Raw genomic sequence first — 23,978 nt, 5'->3', positions numbered from 1 at the left:
CCTTAGCCCGTCCGCGTGCGAAGATGCCGCTGAAACTGCCAGAAGCCTGGCGGGCGGAACCCCCTCAGTGCCGCGCACTGCTTAGCGCACCCCTGCGCTGGCGGGCGGAACCCCTCCGGTGCCGCGCGCTGCCGCAATCAGCCCCGCGCGGCTCAGCGCCAGCCCCTATGGCAACGTCACCCGCACCCGCAGTCCGCAGCGCTCGCCCTGAGGGGTAAGACAGTTAGAGAGCGCCACCTGCATCTGATGCTTCTGCGCCACGCTGCGCACAATCGACAGGCCGAGACCGCTGCCCTGCGCCTGCACGTCCGGTGAACGGGTAAAGCGGTCAAACGCCCGCTCAAGAAACGATTCCGGCATACCGGAACCGTTATCGACGATATCGACCACCGTACGATCGCCTGTGCGGTGCAGCAGCACATCGACCAGGCTTCCTTCTGGCGTATGCAGCATTGCGTTGCCGATGACGTTATCAAACAGAGTGCGCAGCTCAGAGCGGCTGGCCTGCAGCCGGTAACGCGTGCTGCCGCTATAGCCGATATCGATGCCGCGCTTATCGGCAACCACCATCAGCTGCTCAATACTCTCTTTCAGCAGATCGTCGAGTTCGATCGTTTCCGCGACCGGCACCGCGGACCGATCCTCCTGACGTGACACATCCAGCAGCTGCGTCACCAGATGACGGGTGCGGCTGACGCCCGCTTCCAGCTGATCAAACTGACGGCGCGCCTCGCCGGGCTGAATATGCTGGCGCAGATTCTCCAGCTGCAGCGTAACGGCGGTGACCGGCGTGCGCAGCTCATGCGCGGCATCCTCCAGAAACTGCCGCTGGGCGGACCAGGCGGCGCGCAGTTTATCCAGCAGCGCATTATAGGCGGCGACCAGCGGCAGCACTTCGTCAGGCAGGCCATCCGGCGATACCGTATGCGGGTGCAGGCTCTCCTGCGCCGCGATCTGCCGGGATGCCACCAGCAGATTGCGCGTAATGGCGCGTACGATCAGCCAGATCAGCAGCAGCGACAGCGGCATCATCAGGATCAGCGGGATCACCGCCGAGAGCACGCGTTTTACCATCAGGCTTTTCATATAGCCGATATTGTGCAGCACCTGAACCGTGCCGATTTCACTGCCCGCTTCGCCAGGGCGGGTATAGACGCGCCATTCACAATCGTCACCGCAGTCGCCAAGGCGTAAATCGGACCAGCCGTGCACCGCCTGCAGCGGGGCTTTCAGCGCCGGCCACGAGCTGGCACGCAGCTGATTATGCGTATCCCACAGCTGGACGATGTAAGCGCTTTTGAGCCGGTCCTGATCGAGGATCGTCGGGATCAGCGCGGGCATGGTCTGACTGGCTGACCAGACGTCGGCCACTTTTGCGAGCTGATCGTCCTTCATTGAGCCCATCATGTCGCCGTAGCAGTGGAAAAAGTACCAGGTCACGCCACCAATCATCGCCAGATGCAGCAGCACCAGGCTCATCAGCAGCTTATTGCGCAGGGAGCGCAGAAACGTAAAATTTTTCATTGTGCCGGTACCCGCCAGCCAAGGCCGCGCACGTTGCGAATCGCTTCGTTGCCCAGTTTACGCCGCATGCCGTGGATCAGCACATCAACGGCGTTGCTGGTGACCTCTTCGCCCCAGCCATAGATGCGATTCTCCAGCTGTTCGCGTGAAAGGATCGCGCCGGGCCGCTCCAGCAGCGCATAGAGCAGTGCATATTCGCGAGCGGTAAGCTGTTCACGCTGGCCCTTATAGAGCACTTCCCGCGTCATCATATCCAGCTGCACGTCGCCGCTGCCGAGCAGTGAGTCGGCGGCACCGTGGCGGCGTCGGGTGATAGCGCGCATACGTGCCAGCACCTCCTGCAGATCAAAGGGCTTGAGCAGATAATCATCCGCGCCGCTATCCAGCCCCTGAATGCGCTGGGCAACGCTGTCCCTGGCGGTCAGCACCAGCACCGGCGTCATATCACCGCGGGCGCGGGCACGCCGCAATACGTCGATACCATCCTCACGCGGCAGGCCAAGATCGAGCAGCACGCAGGTGTAATTGCTTTCCGACCAGGCGTGCGAGGCAAACCGGCCGTCGCGCACCCAGTCCACCGACCAGCCTGCGGCTTCCAGGGCCTGCTGCAGGTTGGCACCAATCATCTCATCATCTTCTACCAGCAGCACGCGCATGGAGTCTCCTTATCAGTGTGGGGCAGTGTAACGCTGCATTCTTAGCGAAAAATTATCACCGCTGAATTTTACCGCTGCGCGCTTTGCTAATTCTGCGCTAATTCTTCGCTAATTAAGGGATAAATCTCCTGCGCTACAGTGGCTCTTCAGGAACAGTCTGTTAAGCCGGAGGGTGCGATGAATCAGCGAGAGTTTATCCGTAGTTTACTGGAGTGGATTGAAGATAACTTAGGTCACGATCTGCATCTGGATGAGGTGGCGCGTCGATCGGGCTATTCACGGTGGCATCTGCAGCGTCTGTTTCGTCAGCACACCGGTTTTTCACTGGCTGAGTATATCCGCCAGCGCCGTCTGACTGAATCGGCATTAACGCTGCTTAACAGCGACGACGCCATTTTACAGGTCGCCATGAACTACGGTTTTGATACGCAGCAGGCCTACACCCGCACCTTTAAAAATTATTTTCGCATTACGCCAGGCCAGCTGCGTCGTCAGCGTCGCGTTGAGCCGGAGCGGCTGCTGCTGCCTTTTGCCGTCGCCGTATGACCGGCCAGCAGCGGAAAGAAAATCGGGTGCAGAACGGCGCAATACCTTTTAAGCTGCGGGTCATGTTTCTCTGACAGCCGGACCCATGAACCCTGGTGATAATCTGACAGCCATGCTGCTGTTTGCGCACGTGGCGGAGCAACAAAGTTTCAGCGAAGCCGCGCGTATTCTCGGCGTCTCCAAATCCTATGTCAGCCGTGAAATTGCCCGGCTGGAGGTGCGGCTGGGGATCAAACTGCTGCAGCGTACCACACGTCATGTTGCGCTGACCGGCCACGGGCAGGCGTACTACCCATTCTGCCTGCGCATGCTGGATGAGCTGCATCAGGCGGATGCGTTTGTGCAGCAGCTGCACCAGCTGCCGGCCGGCAATCTTCGCCTGCAGGCTCCGGTAACCTTTGGCTGCCAGTGCGTGGCGCCGGTGGTGGACGCCTTTATTCGCCGGCATATTCATCTGCATGTGGATCTGGATCTCACCACCAGCGAAGACCCTCACCCCGATGCCGATGTCGCCATTGTGGTCCGCAGCCGCGCGCCGCAGGGAGGCGCCTGGTGCGAACTCAGTATCATCGACTGGGGCCTTTACGCTACGCCCGGCTACCTTGCCGCGCATCCGCTGATTGATCATCCCCGTACCCTGACGCGCCACAACCTGCTGCTGTTCCACGGGCCGGCCCATACCGCCGCTCTGCCGTTCCGGCGTGATAAGCAGCGGCTGGCGCTGGAGGTGCGCAGCCGCTTCCGCGCCAACAACAGCATGGCGTTGCTTAACGCGGCGCTGGCCGGCGGCGGCATTGCCTATCTGCCCTCCTATATGACGCGTGAGGCGCTGGCGCGCGGCGATATCCAGCCGGTGCTGAGCGACTGGCAAATGGACCGCTTTCACAGCTACCTGCTGCTGAAAGAGCAGCCGCAGCCCTCCTCTCCGGTTACACAGCTTTGCGATGCGCTGATCACCGCACTGCAGGTGCCATGACTGTTGCTCACTGGCAACAGTGGCAGGCTGGCAGGTAACTCTCCGGCACCCTCTTTTTTCTCTCTCTCCGCGCAGGTAGCCTGATAAAAACAACCGCCGGGAGAGGGTATGTCACACGCTTCAGTATCATTAACAGCTGAACAGCAACACTGGAAGTGCAACCTGCTGGTCTGCACTCTGGGGTCATTTACCACTATCGTCGCCATGACGCTGCTGCTGCCGTTTCTGCCGATCTATGTTCAGCAGCTTGGGGTTGAGGAGCCGGCGGCGATCGCCCGCTGGTCGGGTGCCGCCTATGCGGCCACGTTTCTGAGCGCCGCGCTGACGGCGCCGCTGTGGGGCCGGCTGGCAGATCGCTACGGACGCAAACTGATGCTGATCCGCGCCAGCCTCGGCATGGCGATAGCCATGTCGCTGATTGGTATGGCCACCGCACCCTGGCAGCTGGTGGCGCTTCGCCTGCTGGCCGGGCTGCTGGGGGGATACGCTTCCGGATCCACGATTTTGGTCGCTGCGCAGACGCCAAAAGCCCACACCGGCTGGGCGCTGGGTATCCTCTCAGCAGGCATTATGGCGGGCAACGTCGCGGGGCCGCTGCTGGGCGGAATATTGCCGCCGCTGATTGGCATCCGTCACACCTTCTGGCTGACGGGCGCGGCGATCTTCCTCGCGTTTCTCGGCACGGCGTGTCTGCTGAAAGAGGCACCGCGGCAGCCCAAAGGCGCAGCCACGGCAGGGCAGGCCGCTGATGAGCCGCCGGCGAATCTTCGGGTGGTACGACTGATGTGGCTCACGGCCATGCTGATGATGTTTGCCACGATGTCAGTGGAACCTATTATCACGCTCTATATTGCGCAGTTTGTGCAGGGCGAGCACGCGATAACCGTCAACGCCGGGATTGTGATGGCGGCGGCGGCGCTGGGAAGTATTCTTGCTGCGCCGCTGGCCGGGCGGCTGGCGGACCGCATCGGGCACGGGCGAGTATTGCTTGCCGGGCTCGCGGCCAGCGCGCTGCTGCTGATCCCGCAGGCGTTTATCAGCCACGTATGGCAGCTTACCGGCCTGCGTTTTCTGATGGGCGTGGCGCTGGGCGGACTGCTGCCCTGCATTACCGCGCTGATACGCCACCACGTCCCGCAGCAGCAGACGGGAAAAATGCTGGGCTATGCGACCTCGGCACAGTATGCCGGGCAGGTGACCGGACCGCTCTGCGGCGGGATCGTGAGCGGAGCGTTTGGCATGCAGCCGGTGTTTCTGCTCACCGCGCTGATGATGGCGCTGTGTGCTTTACTGGTACGCGGCGTGGTGCAGGAGAGACAGAGCGCATAAAAAAGGCGGGCCACCGGCCCGCCTGATTTATTCTGCTGTTACGAAAGGTTATTTCGTATCAGGCAGCGCATAGGCAACCACGTAGTCGCCCAGTTTGGTGCCAAACGAACCGTGACCGCCAGCTGCAATGACAACGTACTGCTTGCCGTTCGCTTCATAGGTCATCGGCGTTGCCTGACCACCGGCTGGCAGACGCGCCTGCCACAGCATTTCACCGGTGTTGGTATCAAACGCACGCAGGTAGTTATCTGCCGTTGCGCCGATAAAGGCAACGTGTCCCGCCGTGGTGATTGGGCCGCCCAGCATAGGCATACCCATCTTAAACGGCAGCGGCAGAGGCGCGCTGTCGCGCACGGTACCAATGCGTTTTTTCCACACGGTTTCGTTGGTTTTCAGATCCACCGCAGAAATATAACCCCAGGCTGGCTGTTTGCACGGCAGGCCGAAAGGTGACAGGAATGGATTCAGCTCAACGCCAAACGGCACGCCATACTGCGGCTGCACGCCGGTTTCAGTACCGGAGCCGCCTTCCGCACCTTTCGGTGGCTCAGCCGGGTTGCCCGGTCCGCGTGGGATCAGCTTCGAGACAAACGGCAGTGCCATTGGGTTAGCGATGGCAATCTGACGATGTGGATCAACGGCGATACCACCCCATTCAAACATACCGAGGTTACCCGGGAAGACCAGCGTACCCTGTTCAGACGGCGGCGTGAACGGACCGTCATAGCGCAGGCGCTTGAAGATCACGCGGCACACCAGCTGGTCGAACATCGTCGCGCCCCACATATCCTTGTCAGTCAGATTCTGCTTAGGACGGTAGGTCAGCTCAGAGTAAGGCTGCGTCGGTGATACGTGGTCACCTTTCGCTGCGCCCTGCGGAACCGGGGTTTCCGGTGCCGGTACAACCAGCTTGCCGTTGCGGCGATCCAGCACAAAGATGTTACCGGTTTTCGCCGGCGCGTAGATCACCGGAACGGTGTTGCCATCTTTGTCGGTGATATCAGCCAGCGTCGGCTGAGAAGGCAGGTCCATATCCCACAGGTCGTGATGCACGGTCTGATAAGACCAGACCAGCTTACCGGTGGTGGCATTCAGCGCCAGAACGCTGTTCGCATAACGCTCCTGCTCAGGCGTACGGTTGCCGCCCCAGATATCCGGGGTAGAGACGCCCATTGGCAGATAAACGATATCCAGTTTCGGATCGTAAACCGCCGGTGCCCATGAGTTCGGTGAATTCAGGGTGTAGGTGTGCTCATCTTCCGGAATCGCGTTAGGATCTTTCGCGCCCGGATCGAATGCCCACAGCAGTTTGCCGGTGTTGACGTCAAAGCCGCGGATCACACCCGATGGCTCACGGGTAGAGTAGTTATCGGTTACGGCACCGGCGATCACGATAGTGGTATCGGTGATAATCGGTGGCGAGGTCGGTTCATACTGACCAGGGGTGGTAACCGGCTGCTTGTGCTGCAGGTCCAGCTCACCGTTGTTACCAAATGCCGGGCAGCGTTCGCCGGTTTCCGCATCCAGAGCAAACAGACGACCATCATTGACCGGCAGATAGATGCGACGTGCGCAGAGTGCCGGCTGAGTTGCCGCGCTATCCGCTGCTGCAGGGGTTTCATGATAGGAAACGCCGCGGCAGGTGATGTGCTGGAAGGTCGGATTCTGCTTCAGAGCCGGATCAAACTTCCACTTCTGCTTACCGGTTGTAGCATCCAGCGCAAACAGGATCTGATGCGGTGAGCAGAGATAGAGCGTGTCGCGGATTTTAATCGGCGTCACTTCATCAGTGATTTCACCCGGATCGTTAGCATTTTTCAGATCGCCGGTCTGGAACTGCCAGGCAACCTGCAGCTCTTTGACGTTGCTGGCATTGATCTGCTTCAGCGGAGAAAAGCGGGTACCCTGCTGATCGCGCGCGTACGCCGGCCAGTCAGCATCAGCAATATTGCTGATAGGCTGAGTCTGCGGGGTGGTCGCTGCAGCGGGCAGCTCGCCGTTCAGCTCCTGCGGATCGTGGAAAACAGCCCACGCCAGAACCAGTACGCTGGCAATCAGCGCCACCAGCATCGCGCCTCTGCCGGCAGGATTGAACGTGCGATAGACGAAAGGCAGGATCAGCCAGATACCGAAAATCACCAGTACATCGGTGCGCGGTGCCAGCGCCCAGAAGTCAAAGCCGACTTCCCATACGCCCCAGATCAGCGTGCCAAGCAGCAGCAGCGCATACAGCAGCAGCGCGGCGCTGCTGCGACGCCAGAGCAGAACAGCGGTGATCAGCATCATCACACCGCCAATAACGTAGTACCAGGAACCTCCAATGGTGGCTAACCAAATGCCACCAACCAGCATAAACGCGCCCGTCAGCAGTGCGAACAGCACCGTGAGCAGGCGGATTACGCCAAAAGATGAGGAAGCTTTCCCCATAATATTGACCTCTTTCTTTGCCATAGAAAAACAAAGGAAACAACGCTTCAGGCTGTTTCCCGACATAGAGTACGAAGTGAGCAGAAATGTTCACGCAGCGTTCTTCCGTGACGCCAGATGATCCCTTTGCGTTAAATTTTATCTTAAAAACGTTAACGAGTTTGCTTTTTTTAGCGGTTTTAACTCTGTCGGACCAAATCACACGACATTTTATGGCGGAATAGCGGCGTTAATTCCGATCAAATCAGGTGGCTGCGCCGCGAAGTAGCAGATTGTGTAAACGGTTACCCTAAAAAAGCGTGCCGGGTGTGCGCTGCTGCTGCCAGCCGCTTAACTGCAGGCGCTGGTAATGTTCGCTATTCAGCGTCAGCTGTGCGGTGCGTAATATAACGTCTGCTTCTCTTTCTCTCAGAGACTCAATTAAAAACGGAAAGCTGAACTTGAGGTAATTATCGTTAAAAAAGTCCTCGGATAAAACCACACCGCTAAATGGAAACGCCACGATCTTTTTCCACTCTGTTCCCGGCGGCGCGAGATCGCACAGCCAGAATGAGAAGTGGTGCGCAACGGCAAGCAGAGGGGCACCACCCTGTAGCAGCCCTGCATAATCAATTGCCAGACGGACGTGGGCAGCCTGCAGCATCGGATAATTTTCCGGGGCACGTAAAAATTCCATCAGGCTATTTCCCGCCAGCGGAATAATTATTAGTTCAGGGGTATCAGGCAACTGATTATGCAAAGCAATTATGTTATGTCCATTAAGTAATGTATCAGCGTCCTGCTCGCAATGCATAAAGGGTGCTGAATAACACACGCCGCACAGCGTGTTGTCAAAGCGATGAATACGCTCAGTAACATAAGGATTATAAGTACTGTTTTTCATGTATCTCTGCAAAAAAATTATTAACCGGAAAGATATGTTTTATTATAAATGCGTGTTATGACTGAAATTTACCGGCGGCTAATATAGATCGAAAGAGAGTGTTAAATCACCTTTTTTTACCTGTCTCTGATACAGAGATATTCCTGGCGTTAAAAGGGATAATTAAGCTGTTAATTCAGTAATCAATAAATCAATACCGGTATTCAATCAATAACAATAACCCTCCTGATATATAGAGACCAATGTTTATCTGCCAGGCAGTTAAGTTTTTGTTTCAAAAGCGCACAACCTGCCATTGCCTGCCAGAGTGATATCACGCACGCTCAGAGAGACAAAACGATAACAGAAGTCACTGCCTGGCTTCTGACCAGATTAGTGCAATGACGCTAATCAGTTAATCATTTCAGGATGGGATCGCATGACAGGTATAAAAAGCTCTGCTGCAGAAGACTCTCTGCTGCGGCATCGACCGTTTGTGGCTTTCTGGCTGGCGCGCACCTGCTCGTCATTCGGCTTTCAGATGTTTTCAGTGGCGGTCAGCTGGCAAATCTATGCCCTGACACACAGTGCGCTGGCGCTGGGTATGATCGGCTTAATGCAGTTTTTACCCTCGGTACTGCTGGCGCTGCCGGCTGGTCATCTGGCCGATCAGCACGACCGTCGTCGCATTGTTCTGGTGGGACAACTGATTGAGTGGGCAGCGCTGCTTGGGCTGGTGGCGCTGACGCTGCTGCACTGGGCAGGAAGCGTTGAGATCTGGGGACTGGTGTTTCTGATCTCAGTGGCAAAGGCGCTGGAGTGGCCGGCTATCACCTCTATGCTGCCGGCGCTGGTGCCGCCGCCGGTTCTGGCCCGTGCGATGGCTGCCAGTTCAGTAGGCGGTCAGGCGGCGGTGATCGTCGGCCCGACGCTGGGCGGCCTGCTTTATGTCGCCGGGCCTGAAGTGGTGTATGGCGTTTCCGCGCTGTTCTATCTCTTCTCTATTGTACTGATTAGCCGTCTGCGCTATGCGCGGCCGCCGCAGTCGCGCATGCCGATGAATCTGACCAATATGTTCGCTGGCGTGCGTTTTATCCGCGAGCGCAAAGATGTGCTGGGCGTGATCTCGCTTGACCTGTTTGCCGTGCTGCTGGGCGGGGCCACGGCGCTGCTGCCGATTTTTGCGCAGGATATTCTGCATACCGGGCCGTGGGGGCTGGGCATGCTGCGCGGCGCACCATCAGTCGGTGCGCTTGTGGTGGGCGTCTGGCTCAGCCGTAATAAGCTGGAGAAGCACGTCGGTATGATTATGTTTGGCTCGGTTGCCGGTTTTGGTCTGGCGACGCTGCTGTTTGCGCTCTCCACTCAGCTCTGGCTGTCGCTGCTGGCGCTGGCTGCGCTGGGTGGATTTGATATGGTCAGTATGGTAATTCGTGGTGCGCTGGTGCAGCTTGATACGCCGGATGATATGCGTGGCCGCGTCAACGCCGTGAACGCTATTTTTATCAATACGTCCAACCAGCTGGGAGAGTTTGAATCTGGCCTGCTGGCCGCATGGCTGGGGGCGGTACCGGCGGCCGCGCTGGGCGGAATAGGTACGCTGATAGTGGTCGCCGTCTGGATGACGCTTTTCCCGCATCTGCGCAAACGGCAAAAGCTGGAGAATGAAAGCGGCGTGTAGATGAGGGTGCCCGGCGCAGCATCACGCCGCCGGGCACATCAGCAGACCGGCAGCCGGTCTGCCTGGCGTCGGCGCGTTATGCGACCCCGTTGACCAGGATAACGCGGTAGTTAGCGCCTTTCACGCGGTGCGCTTTCGCTTCCTGATAAGCCGGACTGTGATACCAGGCGCGCGCGGCGTCCATATCGGCAAATGCCAGAACGACAACGCCTTCGGCATCCCGGCCTTCCAGCACTTCCTGCTCGCCATAAAAAGCCAGCGGCGTGATCTGATGATCGCCACGCGCGTCGCCCGCTTTCTGTGAGTAGGTTGCCAGCTCATCTTTGTCCAGCGTCTCATCCTTAATCATTACCATGTAAGCGGTCATTACTTCTCTCCCCGTGCCTGACGTTTATCTTCGGTGTTGTGTTCAAAATCGCTGGCGTCATGCCGCTCCAGCAGCTGATCCTGCGGCTCAGCGCCAAAGGCGCGATTAACTTTACGTCCGCGTACTACCGCCGGACGCTCCGCGATCTCTTTCGCCCAGCGCACCACGTTGGTGTAAGCCTGCACATCCAGAAACTCTGCTGCACCATACAGGCCATTCAGCACCAGGTTGCCATACCAGGGCCAGGTCGCGATATCCGCAATGGTATAGGCGTTACCTGCGAGAAAGCGGTGATCCGCCAGCTGGCGATCCAGCACATCCAGCTGACGCTTCGCTTCCAGCGTAAAGCGGTTGATGGCGTATTCAATTTTCTCCGGTGCATAGTGGTAGAAGTGGCCAAAGCCGCCGCCAAGATAGGGTGCAGAACCCTGCAGCCAGAAGAGCCAGTTCAGGGTTTCAGTGCGGCCCGCCACATCTTCCGGAATAAAGTAGCCAAACTTCTCCGCCAGATAGAGCAGGATATTACCTGATTCAAACACCCGCTGCGGTGGCGTCACGGAGTGGTCGCTCAGCGCCGGAATTTTAGAGTTAGGGTTCACATCAACAAAACCGCTGGAGAACTGATCGCCTTCACCAATGCGGATGAGCCAGGCGTCATACTCCGCCTCTTTTACGCCCACCGCCAGCAGCTCCTCCAGCAGAATAGTGACCTTCTGACCATTTGGCGTACCGAGCGAGTAGAGCTGCAGCGGATGCTTCCCGACCGGCAGCGCATGCTCATGCGTGGCGCCAGCGGCAGGGCGGTTCGTGCTGGCGCCGTTGCCTTTGGCTTCCGGTTCCCAGGTCCAGACTTTTGCGGGCTGATACTGATTATCTGACATCGTCATTTCACCTTATGGTCGTGAGCGTTGCGCTGCCACTGAGTGTAGCAGCGCAATTCCGCGCCGATTTAACCGCGCTGGCGGTGAGCGGGTTTGCGGGATCAGGTACAGTTCTCCTGGGTATAGAGCATAAAGTCGACTTTGCCCGGCGCGTAAGTATCAGGCTGCTCACGCTCTTCCAGATGCCGCAGCAGCAGGGTCAGAGCGAGTTCAGCGTGGCGCTGCGTGTTCTGATCGAGGGTCAGGGTCAGGATGCGCTGCTGCAGCAGCTGGCGCGTAGTTGCATAAAGTTCATGCGTCACATAAACCGTGCTGCCGCACAGCCGGTGGCGCGCCAGCGCTTCATAAATCTGGGTATTGCCCATGCCGGTGTTATAGAGTCCGGCGATCTGGCGCGATCCCGCCAGCGTTTTTTCCAGCAGCCGGCTGATGCGTTCGCGATCGTCCTGGCCGGCGAGGATCTCACGCAGTCGCAGCTGCGGAAAGCGCTCAGCCAGCACCTGCTGAAAACCTTCAATACGCTGCTGGTGCGCGAGGTAGTCAGCGCGACCGCTGATCAGCACCACATCCCCTGTACTGGCCGCCATGCTGCCGAGCATCAGGCCCGCCGTGCGTCCCGCTTTGTATTGATCGATACCGACATGGCAGAGCCGCGGCGCGTCAGGCAGATCGCTCACCAGCGTGATGACCGGCACGCCCCGCGCCTGGCAGCTGGCCAGCGCCTGATAAATCAGCGGGCTGGCGTGGGCAAAAACAATCAGCCCGTCCATTCTTTTACTGCCGGCATCGATATGGGCCGCCAGTTTCTCCGGCGCATCTTCCGGGATAAGCGTGCGATGCAGCCGGACGCGCCGGTAGCCCAGCGCATCTGCCAGACGGGCAAACTCCTGCGCCAGCTGCTGAAAGAAGAATGAGCCGTTGCCGCTCAGGATGACCTCAATCTGCCAGCTGTGACGATGCTCCTCCGGGAGAATACGTTTTAAGCCCGCCTCCCGGGCCGCCTGCAGCACTTTTCGCGTCATTGCGGGCGAGACGCCCCCGCGATCGTTCAGGACCCGATCCACGGTTGCGACGCCAACGCCTGCGCGCTTAGCCAGTCCGGCCAGCGTGGTTGCTTTCATTCGAGTGAATTCCATCAAAAAACTGCGTTCTGACAGCCTGCCAGAACGGGATATTTTGACAAGACAGGGCATTCTGAAGTGTGAGCTAAAGGAGGAGATCCGCAGCTTTGCTGTTGATATGGCGATGATAATAGTGCCGCTGCAGAAGGGCGCGGTGATGCCTGGCGCGATGTAAGCGGTGCGTTTCCCCCTGCAGGGCCCAGGGGGAGAATACTACCCGATGCGGCAATCAGAGGTTCAGCAGTTCGCGCTCAATCAGTTCGCGCGTCTCTACCGCCTGATAGCGCATCTTCTCCGGATAGCCGAACAGCGCCGCTGAGATAATCGACTCACCGCCGACTTTGAAGCTGCGCCGGGCAAAATCCATCTCGCGCAGCGCTTCAAACAGCGCATCGAAGTTGACTTCGCCTTCTCCCACCGCGACGTGCTGATGGATGGTTGCGTCCACGCCGGGCGGATTCACAATGTAGCGGCAGTGTTTGGTGTGGTTCATGGTATCGGCGATCAGCATATGCGACAGATCGTCGCCAGCGTAGTGCAGCATGTTTTTCACATCCCCTTTGCCTTTGTCATAATAGAAGGTGTGGGGCGCACTATAGATATACTTCACGTTATCGCTGCGAAACGACTTCACGATATCCGCTGTTTCATTGTTCTCTTCGCAGAAATCCCACGGGTGCGCCTGGATTTCAATGCGGATCCCTTCCCGCTCAACGATCGGCAGCAGCTCCTCCATAGAGCGGTAGAACATCTCTTCGCAGATTTCTGGCTCATTAGGGTTGCCGGAGAGTTCGGTATTGATAACCTGCACGCCCATCTCAACCGCAATCTCAATCATGCGCTTCCAGTTTTTTACCGCCGCCTGACGCCGCAGCTCGTCGGGTCCCGACCAACGATAAACCGTGATGAAGGAAGAGATTTCGGTGCCGGTGGCGTTCAGCGCATTTTTATATTCACGCAGGATTTCGCGGCTGGCTTTGGGGTGTTTATAAAAGGGATTGATCTGCGGATGGGGTGATTGCTCAATATATTTATAGCCCCATTCTGCCACCTGATGCACCATCCGGGTAATGCCGAGATCCCGGATAACATCCACGTCAAAAGCAATTTTCATGCTGTCGCTTCTCCTGCGCTATTCCGCTGCCAGCGTTGTTCCGGACAGGCGGAAGCTGATGCAGAAACGCCAGGCAGACGGAGAATGTGTTTATCAGCCACTATAGGAAGGGAAGTCGGCGCGTTCTACGATTTTGCTGATGTAAAACCATCAGGACGGCACCGGCTACAGGAGCAGCAGGCAAAGCGGAATGAATAAAGCAGAAAAGCAAAAACCCGGCCATAAGGCCGGGTTTTCTGAATTGTGGTGCCCGAACCCGGAATCGAACCAGGGACACGCGGATTTTCAATCCGCTGCTCTACCGACTGAGCTATTCGGGCAACGGGGCGCATTAAACCTTAATGGCCGCAGATCGTCAACGGGTTTTAGCAAAAAAGCGCGCTATCCGTGACTGACTGCCTGCTTTTCAGGCATGTCAGCCCGTTTTCAGGCGAGTGCGCCGTTCTGACGACAGAGCGCAATACTGAATACATCTTCCGCCAGGCGCCGGGCGGTCGCCACATCCTGTACGTTGCGTTTCACCAGCAGTTTGCTCAGGCAGCCCTCGAGGATCAGCTCCATCTGATCGGCCACCATCGCGGGATTATCCAGCGCCAGCTCAACCAGGATCTCATGGGTAAACTGCCATGAGTGTCGCTTCTGCTGCTCCGCCAGCTGGTGCACCGGCTGGTCAGGCTGCGGATAGAAGCTGCAGGCAGCAATAAACAGGCAGCCGGGAAACCGGCCTTTGCTGACATACTCTGCCAGCACGTCATAGCGCGCCATCAGCTTTTGCGCCGGAGTGAGCCGCTCATCCAGCTGTACCTGACGCCGCCAGCTGTCGATCTGCTGACCGTGATAGCGCAGTGCATCATAGAGCAGCGCATCGCAGTCGGGCCAGTAGCGGGTCAGCTGTCCGGTGCTGAGGCCGGTTTCACCTGCCAGCTGTGGCAGCGACAGGGTGGCCGCCAGGCCGTGTTGTTCGAGCACATTCAGCGCATGCTCCAGAATTTGTTCGCGTTGCACATGACTCTCCTCTGGAATATCGGCCCGCTCGTCGATGAGCGGGCAGTGGCTGAACCAGTGTCGTTTAACGCGGCAGATTCTGCAAATGCGCGCGAAACGCTGCCGCACGCAGAAAGCCGCTGATACGCGAATCGGGGATCTCGCGACCCTGCGCGTCAAAAAACAGAATGGTCGGTAATCCCGCCACCTGCAGCTGCTTCAGCAGGGCATTGTCCTGCGCGCTGTTTGCGGTGACATCCGCCTGCAGCAGCTGCACGTCAGCAAGCGCGCTGGCGACTGCCGGATCGCTGAAGGTATATTTTTCAAACTCTTTGCAGGCGACACACCAGTCGGCATAGAGATCGAGCATGGTGATGCGCCCCGGTGCCTGCTGCAGCGCCTGCTCAAGCTCCGCGCTGCTGCTGATGCGCTTAAAGGGCAGGTGTGCCACGCTCTGGCTTGCCGTAGCGCCAAACGCCCATTCCTGCAGCGGCCGCGCCATAATCAGCGCTGCCCCTAACATCACCAGCGGCACGACGCGCCACCTGCCGCGCGCGTTGATGCTGTGAATAAATGCCCAGCTGAAAAACGCTACGCCCAGCAGGCTCCAGAGCCGCAAACCCCAGGTGTCGCCGAGGATACGCTCCAGCAGAAATACCGGCAGCGCCAGGATAACAAACCCGAATGCCTCTTTTACCGTCTGCATCCACGGGCCGCTTTTGGGCAGTAGCCGATGGCCAAAAAGCGTGACGGCGATCAGCGGCAGCCCCATTCCCACGGCGTAGAGCCACAGCGTGCCGGCGCCGGCCCACAGGTTTCCGCTCTGTGCGATATACAGCAGGATCGCGCTGAGCGGCGCCGTGGTGCAGGGGGAGCAGATAAGCCCGGCCAGCGCGCCCATGACAAATACGCCAGGCAGCGAGCCGCCGCGCTGCTGATTGCTCCAGAGCGCAAGACGCGTCTGCAGGCTGGCGGGCAGCTGCAGCGAAAACAGGCCAAACATCGACAGCGCCAGCAGAATAAACAGCAGCGACAGACCCGCCAGGACGTATGGATGCTGCAGCGCCGCCTGAAAGCGCAGCCCGGCCGCCGCGACCACAACGCCCAAAAGCGTGTAGGTCAGCGCCATGCCCTGCACATAGACCAGCGCCAGCGCCAGCAGCCGGCCGACGCTGTAGCGGCGTGCGCCGCCGAGGATAATGCCGGAAATCAGCGGGTACATCGGCAGGACACAGGGGGTAAAGGCGACGCCGATACCGATCAGCAGTGCCCAGAGCGGCGAGAAGGGCAGCGGCGTGGCGGCAGGCTGCGCCGTAACCGGCGCGCTGCCGCTGCTGACGGCGCTCAGCGGAACGGTACGGCTCTCCGGCGGGTAGCAGAATCCGGCCGCGGCGCAGCCCTGATACGTCACCGTCAGCGTGGCGCCCGCATCCGCCCGCTGCAGCGTCACCGGCAGCGTCACCGCCTGACGATAGATCTCGCTTTTGCCATAAAATTCATCTTCATGCGCTTCGCCAGCCGGCAGCGTCAGCGGGGCCAGCTGCGCGTGCTGAGCCGTAATCTTCATCTGCTGACGATAGAGATAGTAGCCGGGCCTGACCTGCCAGTTCAGCGTCAGCGTTGAGCCCCGCTGAGAAAAATCAAACTGAAAGGCCTGATCGACCGGCACAAAGCGGCTGGTGGATTTCGGCGCAAAGAGATCGGCCTGAGCCGACAGGCAAAGCAGCAGCGTCAGGCAGAGCGTCAGCAGGCGGGAAAGAGGTGCAGCCATAAAAGATTAATCAACTCCGGTAGTGCAGAAGCGGTGAGCATAGCACGACCGCTTCGGCACAGGATTTCATAATGTAACGGCGTCAGAGGATCAGACTGCCAAACAGAAAGCCAAACGCCACGGAAAAGGCGATGGCCAGTATGCCCGGAATAATAAAGGAGTGGTTAAAGACAAACTTGCCGATTCGCGTCGAACCGGTGTCATCCATTTCCACCGCGGCCAGCAGCGTCGGATAGGTAGGCAGGACAAAGAGCGCTGATACCGCCGCAAACGAGGCTACTGCCGCCAGCGGCGAGACGCCGAGCATCAGTGCTGCCGGCATCAATGCTTTGGTGGTTGCCGCCTGCGAATAAAGCAAGGTGGCGGCAAAAAACAGCACCAGCGCCAGCATCCAGGGATAGCGCTGCAGCATGTCACCCGCCAGAGTCTGGATCTCGCTCAGGTGCGCTTTGACAAAGGTATCGCCCAGCCACGCCACGCCCATAACGCAGATACAGGCGCTCATGCCCGATTTAAACGTACTGGCGCTGAGGATCTCACTGCTGTCCACGCGGCAGGTCAGACAGATCAGCGTAGCGACCGTGAGCATAAACACGACGATCGCTTCGTTACGCGGCAGCACCGGGCTGGCGAGCAGGCCCACGCTGTCGCTGATGGCGGTGGCATAGAGCACCACTGCCACAATGCCGGTCAGAAACAGCAATACGGCGCGGCGCGCGCCGGGTCGGGTGGTATACACTTTCTCACCGCGCAGCGTCACGTCGCCTCTGGCAAGTCGCGCCTGATAGATTGCATCATCCTTCAGCTCTGTACCCAGAAAGTTGGTGATCACTGCCGCGCAGAAGATTGCCGCCATCGTTGAGGGCAGCGCCACGCCCAGCAGCGCCAGATAGCTGACGCCGCGGGGTTCCAGTATGGAGGCAAAAAATACCACTGCCGCAGAGAGCGGAGAGGCGGTGATCGCAATCTGGGAGGCCACCACCGCGATAGAGAGCGGACGCGATGGCCTGACGCCCTGCTCTTTAGCAACTTCAGCGATAACCGGCAGCGTGGAAAAAGCGGTGTGGCCGGTGCCGGCCAGCAGCGTCATCAGATAGGTCACCAGCGGCGCCAGAAAAGTCACGTAGCGCGGATGGCGGCGCAGCAGCTTTTCCGCCAGCCCGACCAGGTAATCCATACCGCCTGCGACCTGCATGGCAGCAATCGCGGCGATAACGGCCATAATAATTTCGATCACATCAAACGGGATTGCGCCGGGCTTCATGCCGCATACCAGCGTCAATATCAGCACTCCCAGACCGCCGGCAAAGCCGATTCCGATACCGCCCAGGCGGGCACCGAGCCAGATCGCCATGAATACTACTGCCAGTTCCACTGCTATCATCCGTTTCTCTCCTCAGGCTGCAGAACGTGCCCCCTGAATGTTGTAGTCGCCACATATAAAAAAAGCACGCCGTATTGTATACAGGCGTGCCCGGGACGACGTGATCGGAAACAGATTACTGTTCGTTTTCGTCGGTATAGCGTTTCGCTTTATAGGTCGGATGCATCAGGTTCTGGACGGAGAAGATATCATCCAGCTCCGCTTCGGTCAGCAGGCCGCGTTCCAGCACCACTTCACGTACGCTTTTGCCGGTTTCAGCACAGACTTTACCCACGATATCGCCGTTGTGATGGCCGATGTAGGGGTTGAGATAGGTGACAATACCGATAGAGTTGAATACGTACGCTTCGCAGACTGCTTTGTTCGCCGTAATGCCGTTAACGCATTTTTCCAGCAGGTTATAGCAGGCGTTGGTCAGGATGCTGACGGATTCAAACAGCGCCTGGCCAATCACCGGTTCCATTACGTTAAGCTGCAGCTGACCCGCCTCAGACGCCATGGTCACCGTGGTATCGTTGCCGATAACCTTAAAACAGACCTGATTCACCACTTCCGGCACCACCGGATTGACTTTGGCTGGCATGATCGAGGAGCCCGCCTGCAGTTCCGGCAGGTTGATTTCGTTCAGGCCGGCGCGCGGACCGGAAGAGAGCAGACGCAGGTCGTTGCAGATTTTTGACAGCTTCACCGCCAGACGCTTCAGCGCTGAATGCACCATCACGTAGGCGCCGCAGTCGGACGTTGCTTCAATCAGATCTTCCGCCGGCACCACCGGCAGATTACTGACTTCTGCCAGGCGCTGCACGGCCAGCTGCTGATAGCCATCCGGCGTATTAAGGCGCGTACCGATTGCGGTTGCGCCAAGGTTCACTTCCAGCAACAGCTCGGCGGTGCGCAGAATATTGCGGGTCTCTTCATTCAGCAGCACGTTAAACGCGTGGAACTCCTGGCCCAGCGACATCGGCACCGCATCCTGCAGCTGGGTGCGGCCCATCTTCAGAATGTTTTCAAACTCCACGGCTTTGCGCTGGAAGCCTTCGCTCAGCTGGGCAATCGCATCCAGCAGCTTGAGAATAGAGGCGTAAACCGCAATCCGGAAGCCGGTCGGGTAGGCATCATTGGTTGACTGGCATTTGTTAACGTGGTCGTTGGGGTTGAGATACTGATACTCACCTTTCTGGTGACCCATCAGCTCCAGGCCGATGTTTGCCAGCACTTCGTTGGTATTCATGTTCACCGAGGTGCCGGCGCCGCCCTGGTAAACATCTACCGGGAACTGATCCATGCATTTGCCGTTGTTCAGCACCTCATCGCAGGCCTGAATAATGGTATTCGCAATGTTGCGCGGGATCGTCTGCAGCTCTTTGTTAGCCAGCGCGGCTGCTTTTTTAACCATCACCATGCCGCGGACAAATTCAGGAATGTCGCTGATTTTGCTGCTACTGATATAGAAATTTTCAATCGCACGCAGAGTATGAACACCGTAGTAAGCATCCGCCGGCACTTCGCGCATGCCTAACAGATCTTCTTCGATACGAATGTTGTTCGCCATGATTACCTTCTTATTATTGCTGCTCTGATACCGCCACGCATCCGGCATGGATGGAGAGCGAATAACACGCAGGTGAAGCAATTATATTGTCGTGGAATACCAGTGCCGACATTTTATCCATCTTCGGGCTGGCGGGCACGATCATATTCTGTCACGGCAGAAATGCTCGTACACAGATCACTTTACGGACATTTGCCCGGCAAGTGGTAATAACGATATGTGATGTATCTCTCACTTTTATGTCAAAAGGAATTATTTGGCCGGTGCGGTTGAAATCCACCGCGCGGGTGCCCATCTCACTACCTATGATCGTTACGATCGCTCTGTTTCTGCCGCCTGGCCTGTCGCGAGGCGGCCCAACTCACAGGAGACACCAGTGCGCTGGTTACCGTTTTTACTCTTTTTTGTCCTGGCGTGGATTGAGATCACGCTGTTTATCCAGGTGGCACATGCGCTGGGCGTGCTGCTGACGATGCTGCTGGTAATTTTTACCTCCTGTATCGGTGTGTCGCTGGTGAAAAATCAGGGCATGAAAAACTTTATGCTGATGCAGGAGAAGCTTGCGCGTAACGAAAGCCCGGCAGCGGAGATGATTAAAAGCGTCTCGCTGATCATCGCCGGTGTGCTGCTGCTGCTGCCCGGCTTCTTTACCGATTTTCTCGGCCTGCTGCTGCTGCTGCCGCCAGTGCAAAAGCTCCTGACGCTGAGGCTGATGCCGCATCTGCGCGTCTGGCGCGGTCCGGGGCAGGGACCCGACAGCGGCGTAACAATGGATGGTGAATTTGAGCGTAAAGATCAGGATCGCATCGGTCACGATAAAGATCGCTGAGGTAAGCGAGGCGGCGCAAGCCGCCTTATTTGTATTCTTTTTAAGCGTTTGTAGCACAAACAAAAATTTTTTTATTTTTTTCCCCTTGAAACTCTCTTGTCTGCCCCTATCTCTTCCTGCACGAGGCCGGAACCCTCAAGCCCGGCGTTCAACCCAAAAATGAATGATTGGACTTCTCAAAGGAGAGCTACCAAATGAAAATTCGTCCGTTGCACGATCGCGTTATCGTCAAGCGTAAAGAAGTTGAAGCTAAATCAGCAGGCGGTATCGTTCTGACCGGCTCTGCAGCTGGCAAATCAACCCGTGGTGAAGTTCTGGCTGTTGGCAATGGCCGCATCCTGGACAACGGCGAGATCAAGCCGCTGGACGTGAAAGTGGGTGATCTGGTGATTTTCAGCGAAGGCTACGGTGCAAAAACCGAGAAAATCGACAACGAAGAAGTTCTGATCATCTCTGAAAGCGACATCCTGGCGATTGTCGAAGCGTAATTTACGCGTAATTCACTGAACGAAACGAATTTAAGGGAAATTTGAAATGGCAGCTAAAGACGTAAAATTCGGTAATGACGCACGCGTAAAAATGCTGCGTGGCGTGAACGTACTGGCAGATGCAGTAAAAGTTACCCTGGGCCCGAAAGGCCGTAACGTGGTTCTGGATAAATCTTTTGGTGCACCGACCATCACTAAAGATGGTGTTTCTGTTGCGCGTGAAATCGAGCTGGAAGATAAGTTCGAGAACATGGGTGCGCAGATGGTGAAAGAAGTCGCGTCTAAAGCAAACGATGCAGCAGGCGACGGCACCACCACCGCAACCGTACTGGCACAGTCTATCGTTAACGAAGGCCTGAAAGCCGTTGCGGCCGGCATGAACCCGATGGATCTGAAGCGCGGTATCGATAAAGCCGTTGTCGCTGCTGTTGAGCAGCTGAAAGCGCTGTCTGTACCTTGCCAGGACACCCGCGCAATCGCGCAGGTTGGTACTATTTCTGCTAACTCCGATGAGAGCGTTGGTACCCTGATCGCCCAGGCGATGGAAAAAGTGGGTAAAGAAGGCGTTATCACCGTTGAAGAAGGCACCGGTCTGCAGGACGAGCTGGACGTAGTGGAAGGTATGCAGTTCGATCGCGGCTACCTCTCTCCTTACTTCATCAACAAGCCAGAAACCGGCGCAGTTGAGCTGGAAAGCCCGTTCATTCTGCTGGCTGACAAGAAAATCTCCAACATTCGTGAAATGCTGCCAGTACTGGAAGCCGTTGCGAAAGCGGGCAAACCACTGCTGATCATCGCGGAAGATGTGGAAGGTGAAGCACTGGCAACGCTGGTGGTGAACACCATGCGCGGTATCGTGAAAGTGGCTGCGGTTAAAGCGCCAGGCTTTGGCGACCGTCGTAAAGCGATGCTGCAGGATATCGCTATCCTGACCGGCGGTACCGTGATCTCTGAAGAGATCGGTATGGAGCTGGAGAAATCCACGCTGGAAGATCTGGGTCAGGCTAAGCGCGTCGTGATCAACAAAGATACCACCACCATCATCGATGGCGTGGGCGATCAGGGTGCTATCTCTGGCCGCGTATCGCAGATCCGTCAGCAGATCGAAGAAGCGACCTCCGATTACGATAAAGAGAAGCTGCAGGAGCGCGTAGCGAAACTGGCAGGCGGCGTAGCCGTACTGAAAGTAGGCGCCGCTACTGAAGTGGAAATGAAAGAGAAGAAAGCGCGCGTTGAAGATGCCCTGCACGCTACCCGTGCTGCGGTAGAAGAAGGCGTGGTAGCGGGCGGCGGCGTCGCGCTGGTTCGCGTTGCGGCTCAGCTGACCGATCTGCGTGGTCAGAACGAAGACCAGAACGTCGGTATTAAAGTTGCGCTGCGCGCAATGGAAGCTCCGCTGCGTCAGATCGTTTCCAACGCCGGTGAAGAGCCTTCCGTTGTGGCAAACAACGTGAAAGCGGGCGACGGTAACTACGGTTACAACGCGCAGACCGAAGAGTACGGCAACATGATCGACTTCGGTATCCTGGACCCGACCAAAGTAACCCGTTCTGCGCTGCAGTACGCGGCCTCTGTAGCTGGTCTGATGATCACTACCGAGTGCATGGTTACCGATCTGCCTAAAGGCGACGCACCTGATTTAGGCGCGGGCGCAGGCGGTATGGGTGGCATGGGCGGTATGGGCGGCATGATGTAATTGTCCCCGACAGCGTAAGCTATCTGCGAAACCCCCGACCGGAAACGGTCGGGGGTTTTTCTTTTGCTGGCGAACAGGGTATAAGTAGGGACGCGATCTTTCGGCTTTGTGGGTTCAGGGCAATGAATGTTCAGAAAAAAAGTGCGCTTTTCTGCTACGCTGCCGCCCGACACTGATGATAATAAAATGGGGATTACAATGCGGATTAACCTCTTGCCCGGACTGGCAGCGGGCATCATGCTGCTGGCGGGTTGCAGCAGCTCAAATCAGCTGAGCGCCGCTGGCGAACGCGTCACGTTTGTCGATGAGCAGCCAGCAAGTCAATGTCAGCTTCTGGGCAACGTCACCGGCTCACAGAGCAACTGGCTGAGCGGGGCGGGCGGCGAAAATAGCGCGCTGCGCGGTGCTGCCAACGATCTGCGCAACCGGGCGGCTGAAATGGGCGGCAACGTTATTTATGGTGCCACCAGCCCGACGCAGAATCTGCTTTCTGCGTTCGCGCCGCTCGACAGCAAAATGACCGGCCAGGTTTACAAGTGTCCGTAATAGCAGAGCAGCAATAAAAAAGCCGCGAGAGCGGCTTTTTTTATTTGCAGCGGAATGTGGGGGTTACGAGCCGCTGTGGTCGCCATTAATGGCGACCCTACATAAGCACGCCGGGTGCGCATCAGTTGCGGCACGTCTGCTTGCAGGGTGCGCATCAATTGCGGCACGTCTTTGTAGGGTGCGCATTCATGCGCACCGGAGAGCGAGCGTTACTCCTGACGCAGCTGAAGGTCCAGCGGGGTTTTGCTCGGCTCACCGCCAATCTCACGCGCCAGTCTGGGAACCATATAGCCGGAGACCCGGCTGAGCAGCTGACGCATCAGCGCGCGCGCTTCGGCGTCTGAAACAAAGAAGTGGGCAGCGCCCTGAACTTTGTCGAGCACGTGGAGATAGTAGGGCAGAATGCCGGCATCAAACAGCGCATTACTTAGCTCAGCCAGCGCATCCGCATTATCATTAACGCCGCGCAGCAGCACGCTCTGATTCAGCAGCGTCACGCCCGATCGCTTCAGCAGCTGCAGACGCGCGCGCAGCGCCTCATCAATCTCCTGCGCATGATTGATATGGCTTACCAGCAGCACCTGCAGGCGGGTGTCAGCCAGCAGCTGGCACAGCGTTTCCGTAATGCGCGCCGGGATCACCACCGGCAGCCGGCTGTGAATACGCAGGCGCTTCAGATGCGGGATCTGCTCCAGCGCCGCAATCAGCCAGGCCAGCTCATGATCTTTAGCCATCAGCGGATCGCCGCCGGAAAAGATAATCTCATCCAGCTCCGGGTGCGCGGCAATGTAGTCGATCGCCGCCTGCCAGTTACGCTTGTTGCCCTGATTATCCTGATAAGGAAAGTGACGGCGGAAACAGTAGCGGCAGTTTACCGCACAGCCCCCTTTGACCAGCAGCAGCGCGCGGTTTTTATACTTGTGCAGCAGGCCCGGCACCACGCTGCTCTGCTCATCGAGCGGATCGGTAGTGTAGCCCGGCGCATCGGTAAACTCCTGGCGGCTGGTCAGCACCTGCAGCAGCAGAGGGTCACCGGCATCGCCGTGGCGCATGCGCTGAATGAAGGCGCGCGGCACGCGCAGGGCAAAAAGCTGGCGTGCAGCGTGGCCGGCAGCTAATTCCTGATGATGTTCAAGGCCTAAAAGTTGCAGTAATTCAGCAGGATCGGTGACAACATCAGCAAGTTGCTGCAACCAATCTTCTCTGACAGGGGAATTTAGGGTTACAATGTGTGCCATTTTTTT

General features: G+C 57.8%; 22 protein-coding genes and 1 tRNA gene. 9 read left to right on the top strand and 14 right to left on the bottom strand.

Annotated features, from left to right (window positions below; genetic code table 11):
• Positions 1-165 precede the first annotated feature (165 nt).
• On the bottom strand, positions 166-1,524 hold the full coding sequence (locus tag B4M48_RS02915) for a sensor histidine kinase (RefSeq protein WP_071669147.1): 1,359 nt from the start codon (positions 1,522-1,524) through the stop codon (positions 166-168).
• The gene (locus B4M48_RS02910; RefSeq protein ID WP_039382093.1) at positions 1,521-2,180 is read right to left on the bottom strand and encodes a response regulator; all 660 of its coding nucleotides are present in this window, start codon (positions 2,178-2,180) and stop codon (positions 1,521-1,523) included. The genes B4M48_RS02915 and B4M48_RS02910 overlap by 4 nt, the downstream gene beginning before the upstream one ends.
• A gap of 177 nt (positions 2,181-2,357) precedes the next feature.
• Between B4M48_RS02910 and B4M48_RS02905 the strand changes: the two genes are divergently transcribed.
• The 3 genes from B4M48_RS02905 (at position 2,358) to B4M48_RS02895 (ending at position 5,031) form a co-directional block, all read left to right on the top strand.
• Positions 2,358-2,726 (top strand): helix-turn-helix domain-containing protein, encoded by a 369-nt coding sequence (locus tag B4M48_RS02905; protein WP_039382095.1) that lies wholly within the window; start codon positions 2,358-2,360, stop codon positions 2,724-2,726.
• A gap of 85 nt (positions 2,727-2,811) precedes the next feature.
• On the top strand, positions 2,812-3,702 hold the full coding sequence (locus B4M48_RS02900; protein ID WP_288655885.1) for a LysR family transcriptional regulator: 891 nt from the start codon (positions 2,812-2,814) through the stop codon (positions 3,700-3,702).
• A 108-nt stretch (positions 3,703-3,810) separates the two neighbouring features.
• On the top strand, positions 3,811-5,031 hold the full coding sequence (locus B4M48_RS02895) for an MFS transporter (RefSeq protein ID WP_039382099.1): 1,221 nt from the start codon (positions 3,811-3,813) through the stop codon (positions 5,029-5,031).
• Positions 5,032-5,079: 48 nt separating this feature from the next.
• Here the strand turns inward: B4M48_RS02895 and B4M48_RS02890 are convergent, their stop codons facing one another.
• Together B4M48_RS02890 and B4M48_RS02885 are read right to left on the bottom strand one after the other, a co-directional pair.
• Entirely contained in the window at positions 5,080-7,458 is a 2,379-nt protein-coding gene (locus B4M48_RS02890; protein ID WP_071669153.1) for a glucose/quinate/shikimate family membrane-bound PQQ-dependent dehydrogenase, read from the bottom strand.
• Between the two features lie 289 nt (positions 7,459-7,747).
• Positions 7,748-8,341, bottom strand: coding sequence for a hypothetical protein (locus tag B4M48_RS02885; RefSeq protein ID WP_039382101.1), 594 nt, complete (start codon positions 8,339-8,341; stop codon positions 7,748-7,750).
• Between the two features lie 418 nt (positions 8,342-8,759).
• Between B4M48_RS02885 and B4M48_RS02880 the strand changes: the two genes are divergently transcribed.
• On the top strand, positions 8,760-10,001 hold the full coding sequence (locus tag B4M48_RS02880; RefSeq protein ID WP_039382105.1) for an MFS transporter: 1,242 nt from the start codon (positions 8,760-8,762) through the stop codon (positions 9,999-10,001).
• A 76-nt stretch (positions 10,002-10,077) separates the two neighbouring features.
• Here the strand turns inward: B4M48_RS02880 and B4M48_RS02875 are convergent, their stop codons facing one another.
• From B4M48_RS02875 to B4M48_RS02865, 3 genes are all read right to left on the bottom strand, one after another.
• A complete protein-coding gene (locus B4M48_RS02875) occupies positions 10,078-10,368 on the bottom strand; it encodes a DUF1330 domain-containing protein (RefSeq protein WP_039382107.1) in 291 nt (96 codons plus the stop codon).
• On the bottom strand, positions 10,368-11,249 hold the full coding sequence (gene yghU / locus B4M48_RS02870; RefSeq protein WP_039382110.1) for a glutathione-dependent disulfide-bond oxidoreductase: 882 nt from the start codon (positions 11,247-11,249) through the stop codon (positions 10,368-10,370). Before yghU ends, B4M48_RS02875 begins: the two co-directional genes overlap by 1 nt.
• A gap of 101 nt (positions 11,250-11,350) precedes the next feature.
• Positions 11,351-12,370: a LacI family DNA-binding transcriptional regulator gene (locus B4M48_RS02865; protein WP_039382113.1), complete on the bottom strand. Its 1,020-nt coding sequence runs from the start codon at positions 12,368-12,370 to the stop codon at positions 11,351-11,353.
• Between the two features lie 4 nt (positions 12,371-12,374).
• Here B4M48_RS02865 and B4M48_RS02860 point away from each other — a divergent pair, with 4 nt between their 5' ends.
• Positions 12,375-12,545, top strand: a complete 171-nt coding sequence (locus B4M48_RS02860) for a hypothetical protein (RefSeq protein WP_158249869.1) — start codon at positions 12,375-12,377, stop codon at positions 12,543-12,545.
• Positions 12,546-12,599: 54 nt separating this feature from the next.
• Here the strand turns inward: B4M48_RS02860 and B4M48_RS02855 are convergent, their stop codons facing one another.
• From B4M48_RS02855 to aspA, 6 genes are all read right to left on the bottom strand, one after another.
• Positions 12,600-13,484, bottom strand: a complete 885-nt coding sequence (locus B4M48_RS02855; protein ID WP_039382117.1) for a sugar phosphate isomerase/epimerase family protein — start codon at positions 13,482-13,484, stop codon at positions 12,600-12,602.
• Positions 13,485-13,728: 244 nt separating this feature from the next.
• A tRNA-Phe gene (locus B4M48_RS02850) sits at positions 13,729-13,804 on the bottom strand.
• A 106-nt stretch (positions 13,805-13,910) separates the two neighbouring features.
• The gene (gene dicD / locus B4M48_RS02845) at positions 13,911-14,489 is read right to left on the bottom strand and encodes a division control transcriptional repressor DicD (RefSeq protein ID WP_039382120.1); all 579 of its coding nucleotides are present in this window, start codon (positions 14,487-14,489) and stop codon (positions 13,911-13,913) included.
• Positions 14,490-14,553: 64 nt separating this feature from the next.
• Entirely contained in the window at positions 14,554-16,239 is a 1,686-nt protein-coding gene (locus tag B4M48_RS02840) for a protein-disulfide reductase DsbD (RefSeq protein WP_071669145.1), read from the bottom strand.
• An 82-nt stretch (positions 16,240-16,321) separates the two neighbouring features.
• Positions 16,322-17,623, bottom strand: coding sequence for an anaerobic C4-dicarboxylate transporter (locus tag B4M48_RS02835; protein WP_071669144.1), 1,302 nt, complete (start codon positions 17,621-17,623; stop codon positions 16,322-16,324).
• A 115-nt stretch (positions 17,624-17,738) separates the two neighbouring features.
• On the bottom strand, positions 17,739-19,175 hold the full coding sequence (aspA, locus tag B4M48_RS02830; protein WP_039382126.1) for an aspartate ammonia-lyase: 1,437 nt from the start codon (positions 19,173-19,175) through the stop codon (positions 17,739-17,741).
• A 376-nt stretch (positions 19,176-19,551) separates the two neighbouring features.
• Here aspA and B4M48_RS02825 point away from each other — a divergent pair, with 376 nt between their 5' ends.
• The 4 genes from B4M48_RS02825 to B4M48_RS02810 all read left to right on the top strand — a co-directional run bounded on the left by B4M48_RS02825 (position 19,552) and on the right by B4M48_RS02810 (position 22,734).
• Positions 19,552-20,004 carry an FxsA family protein gene (locus tag B4M48_RS02825; protein WP_039382127.1) on the top strand — a complete coding sequence of 151 codons (453 nt, stop codon included), beginning with the start codon at positions 19,552-19,554 and terminating at the stop codon, positions 20,002-20,004.
• Positions 20,005-20,198: 194 nt separating this feature from the next.
• Entirely contained in the window at positions 20,199-20,492 is a 294-nt protein-coding gene (locus tag B4M48_RS02820) for a co-chaperone GroES (protein ID WP_039382130.1), read from the top strand.
• A gap of 46 nt (positions 20,493-20,538) precedes the next feature.
• Complete coding sequence (groL, locus tag B4M48_RS02815; RefSeq protein ID WP_039382134.1) at positions 20,539-22,188, top strand: chaperonin GroEL; 1,650 nt, start codon at positions 20,539-20,541, stop codon at positions 22,186-22,188.
• 198 nt (positions 22,189-22,386) lie between these two features.
• A complete protein-coding gene (locus tag B4M48_RS02810) occupies positions 22,387-22,734 on the top strand; it encodes a DUF4156 domain-containing protein (RefSeq protein WP_039385686.1) in 348 nt (115 codons plus the stop codon).
• A 209-nt stretch (positions 22,735-22,943) separates the two neighbouring features.
• Here the strand turns inward: B4M48_RS02810 and epmB are convergent, their stop codons facing one another.
• Complete coding sequence (epmB, locus tag B4M48_RS02805; RefSeq protein WP_039382136.1) at positions 22,944-23,972, bottom strand: EF-P beta-lysylation protein EpmB; 1,029 nt, start codon at positions 23,970-23,972, stop codon at positions 22,944-22,946.
• Positions 23,973-23,978: the final 6 nt, after the last annotated feature.

The sequence above is a fragment of the Pantoea sp. UBA6567 genome (assembly GCF_002434165.1).
GTDB classification, from domain to species: domain Bacteria; phylum Pseudomonadota; class Gammaproteobacteria; order Enterobacterales; family Enterobacteriaceae; genus Pantoea; species Pantoea eucrina.
This window is presented reverse-complemented; position numbering and strand designations above follow the sequence as displayed.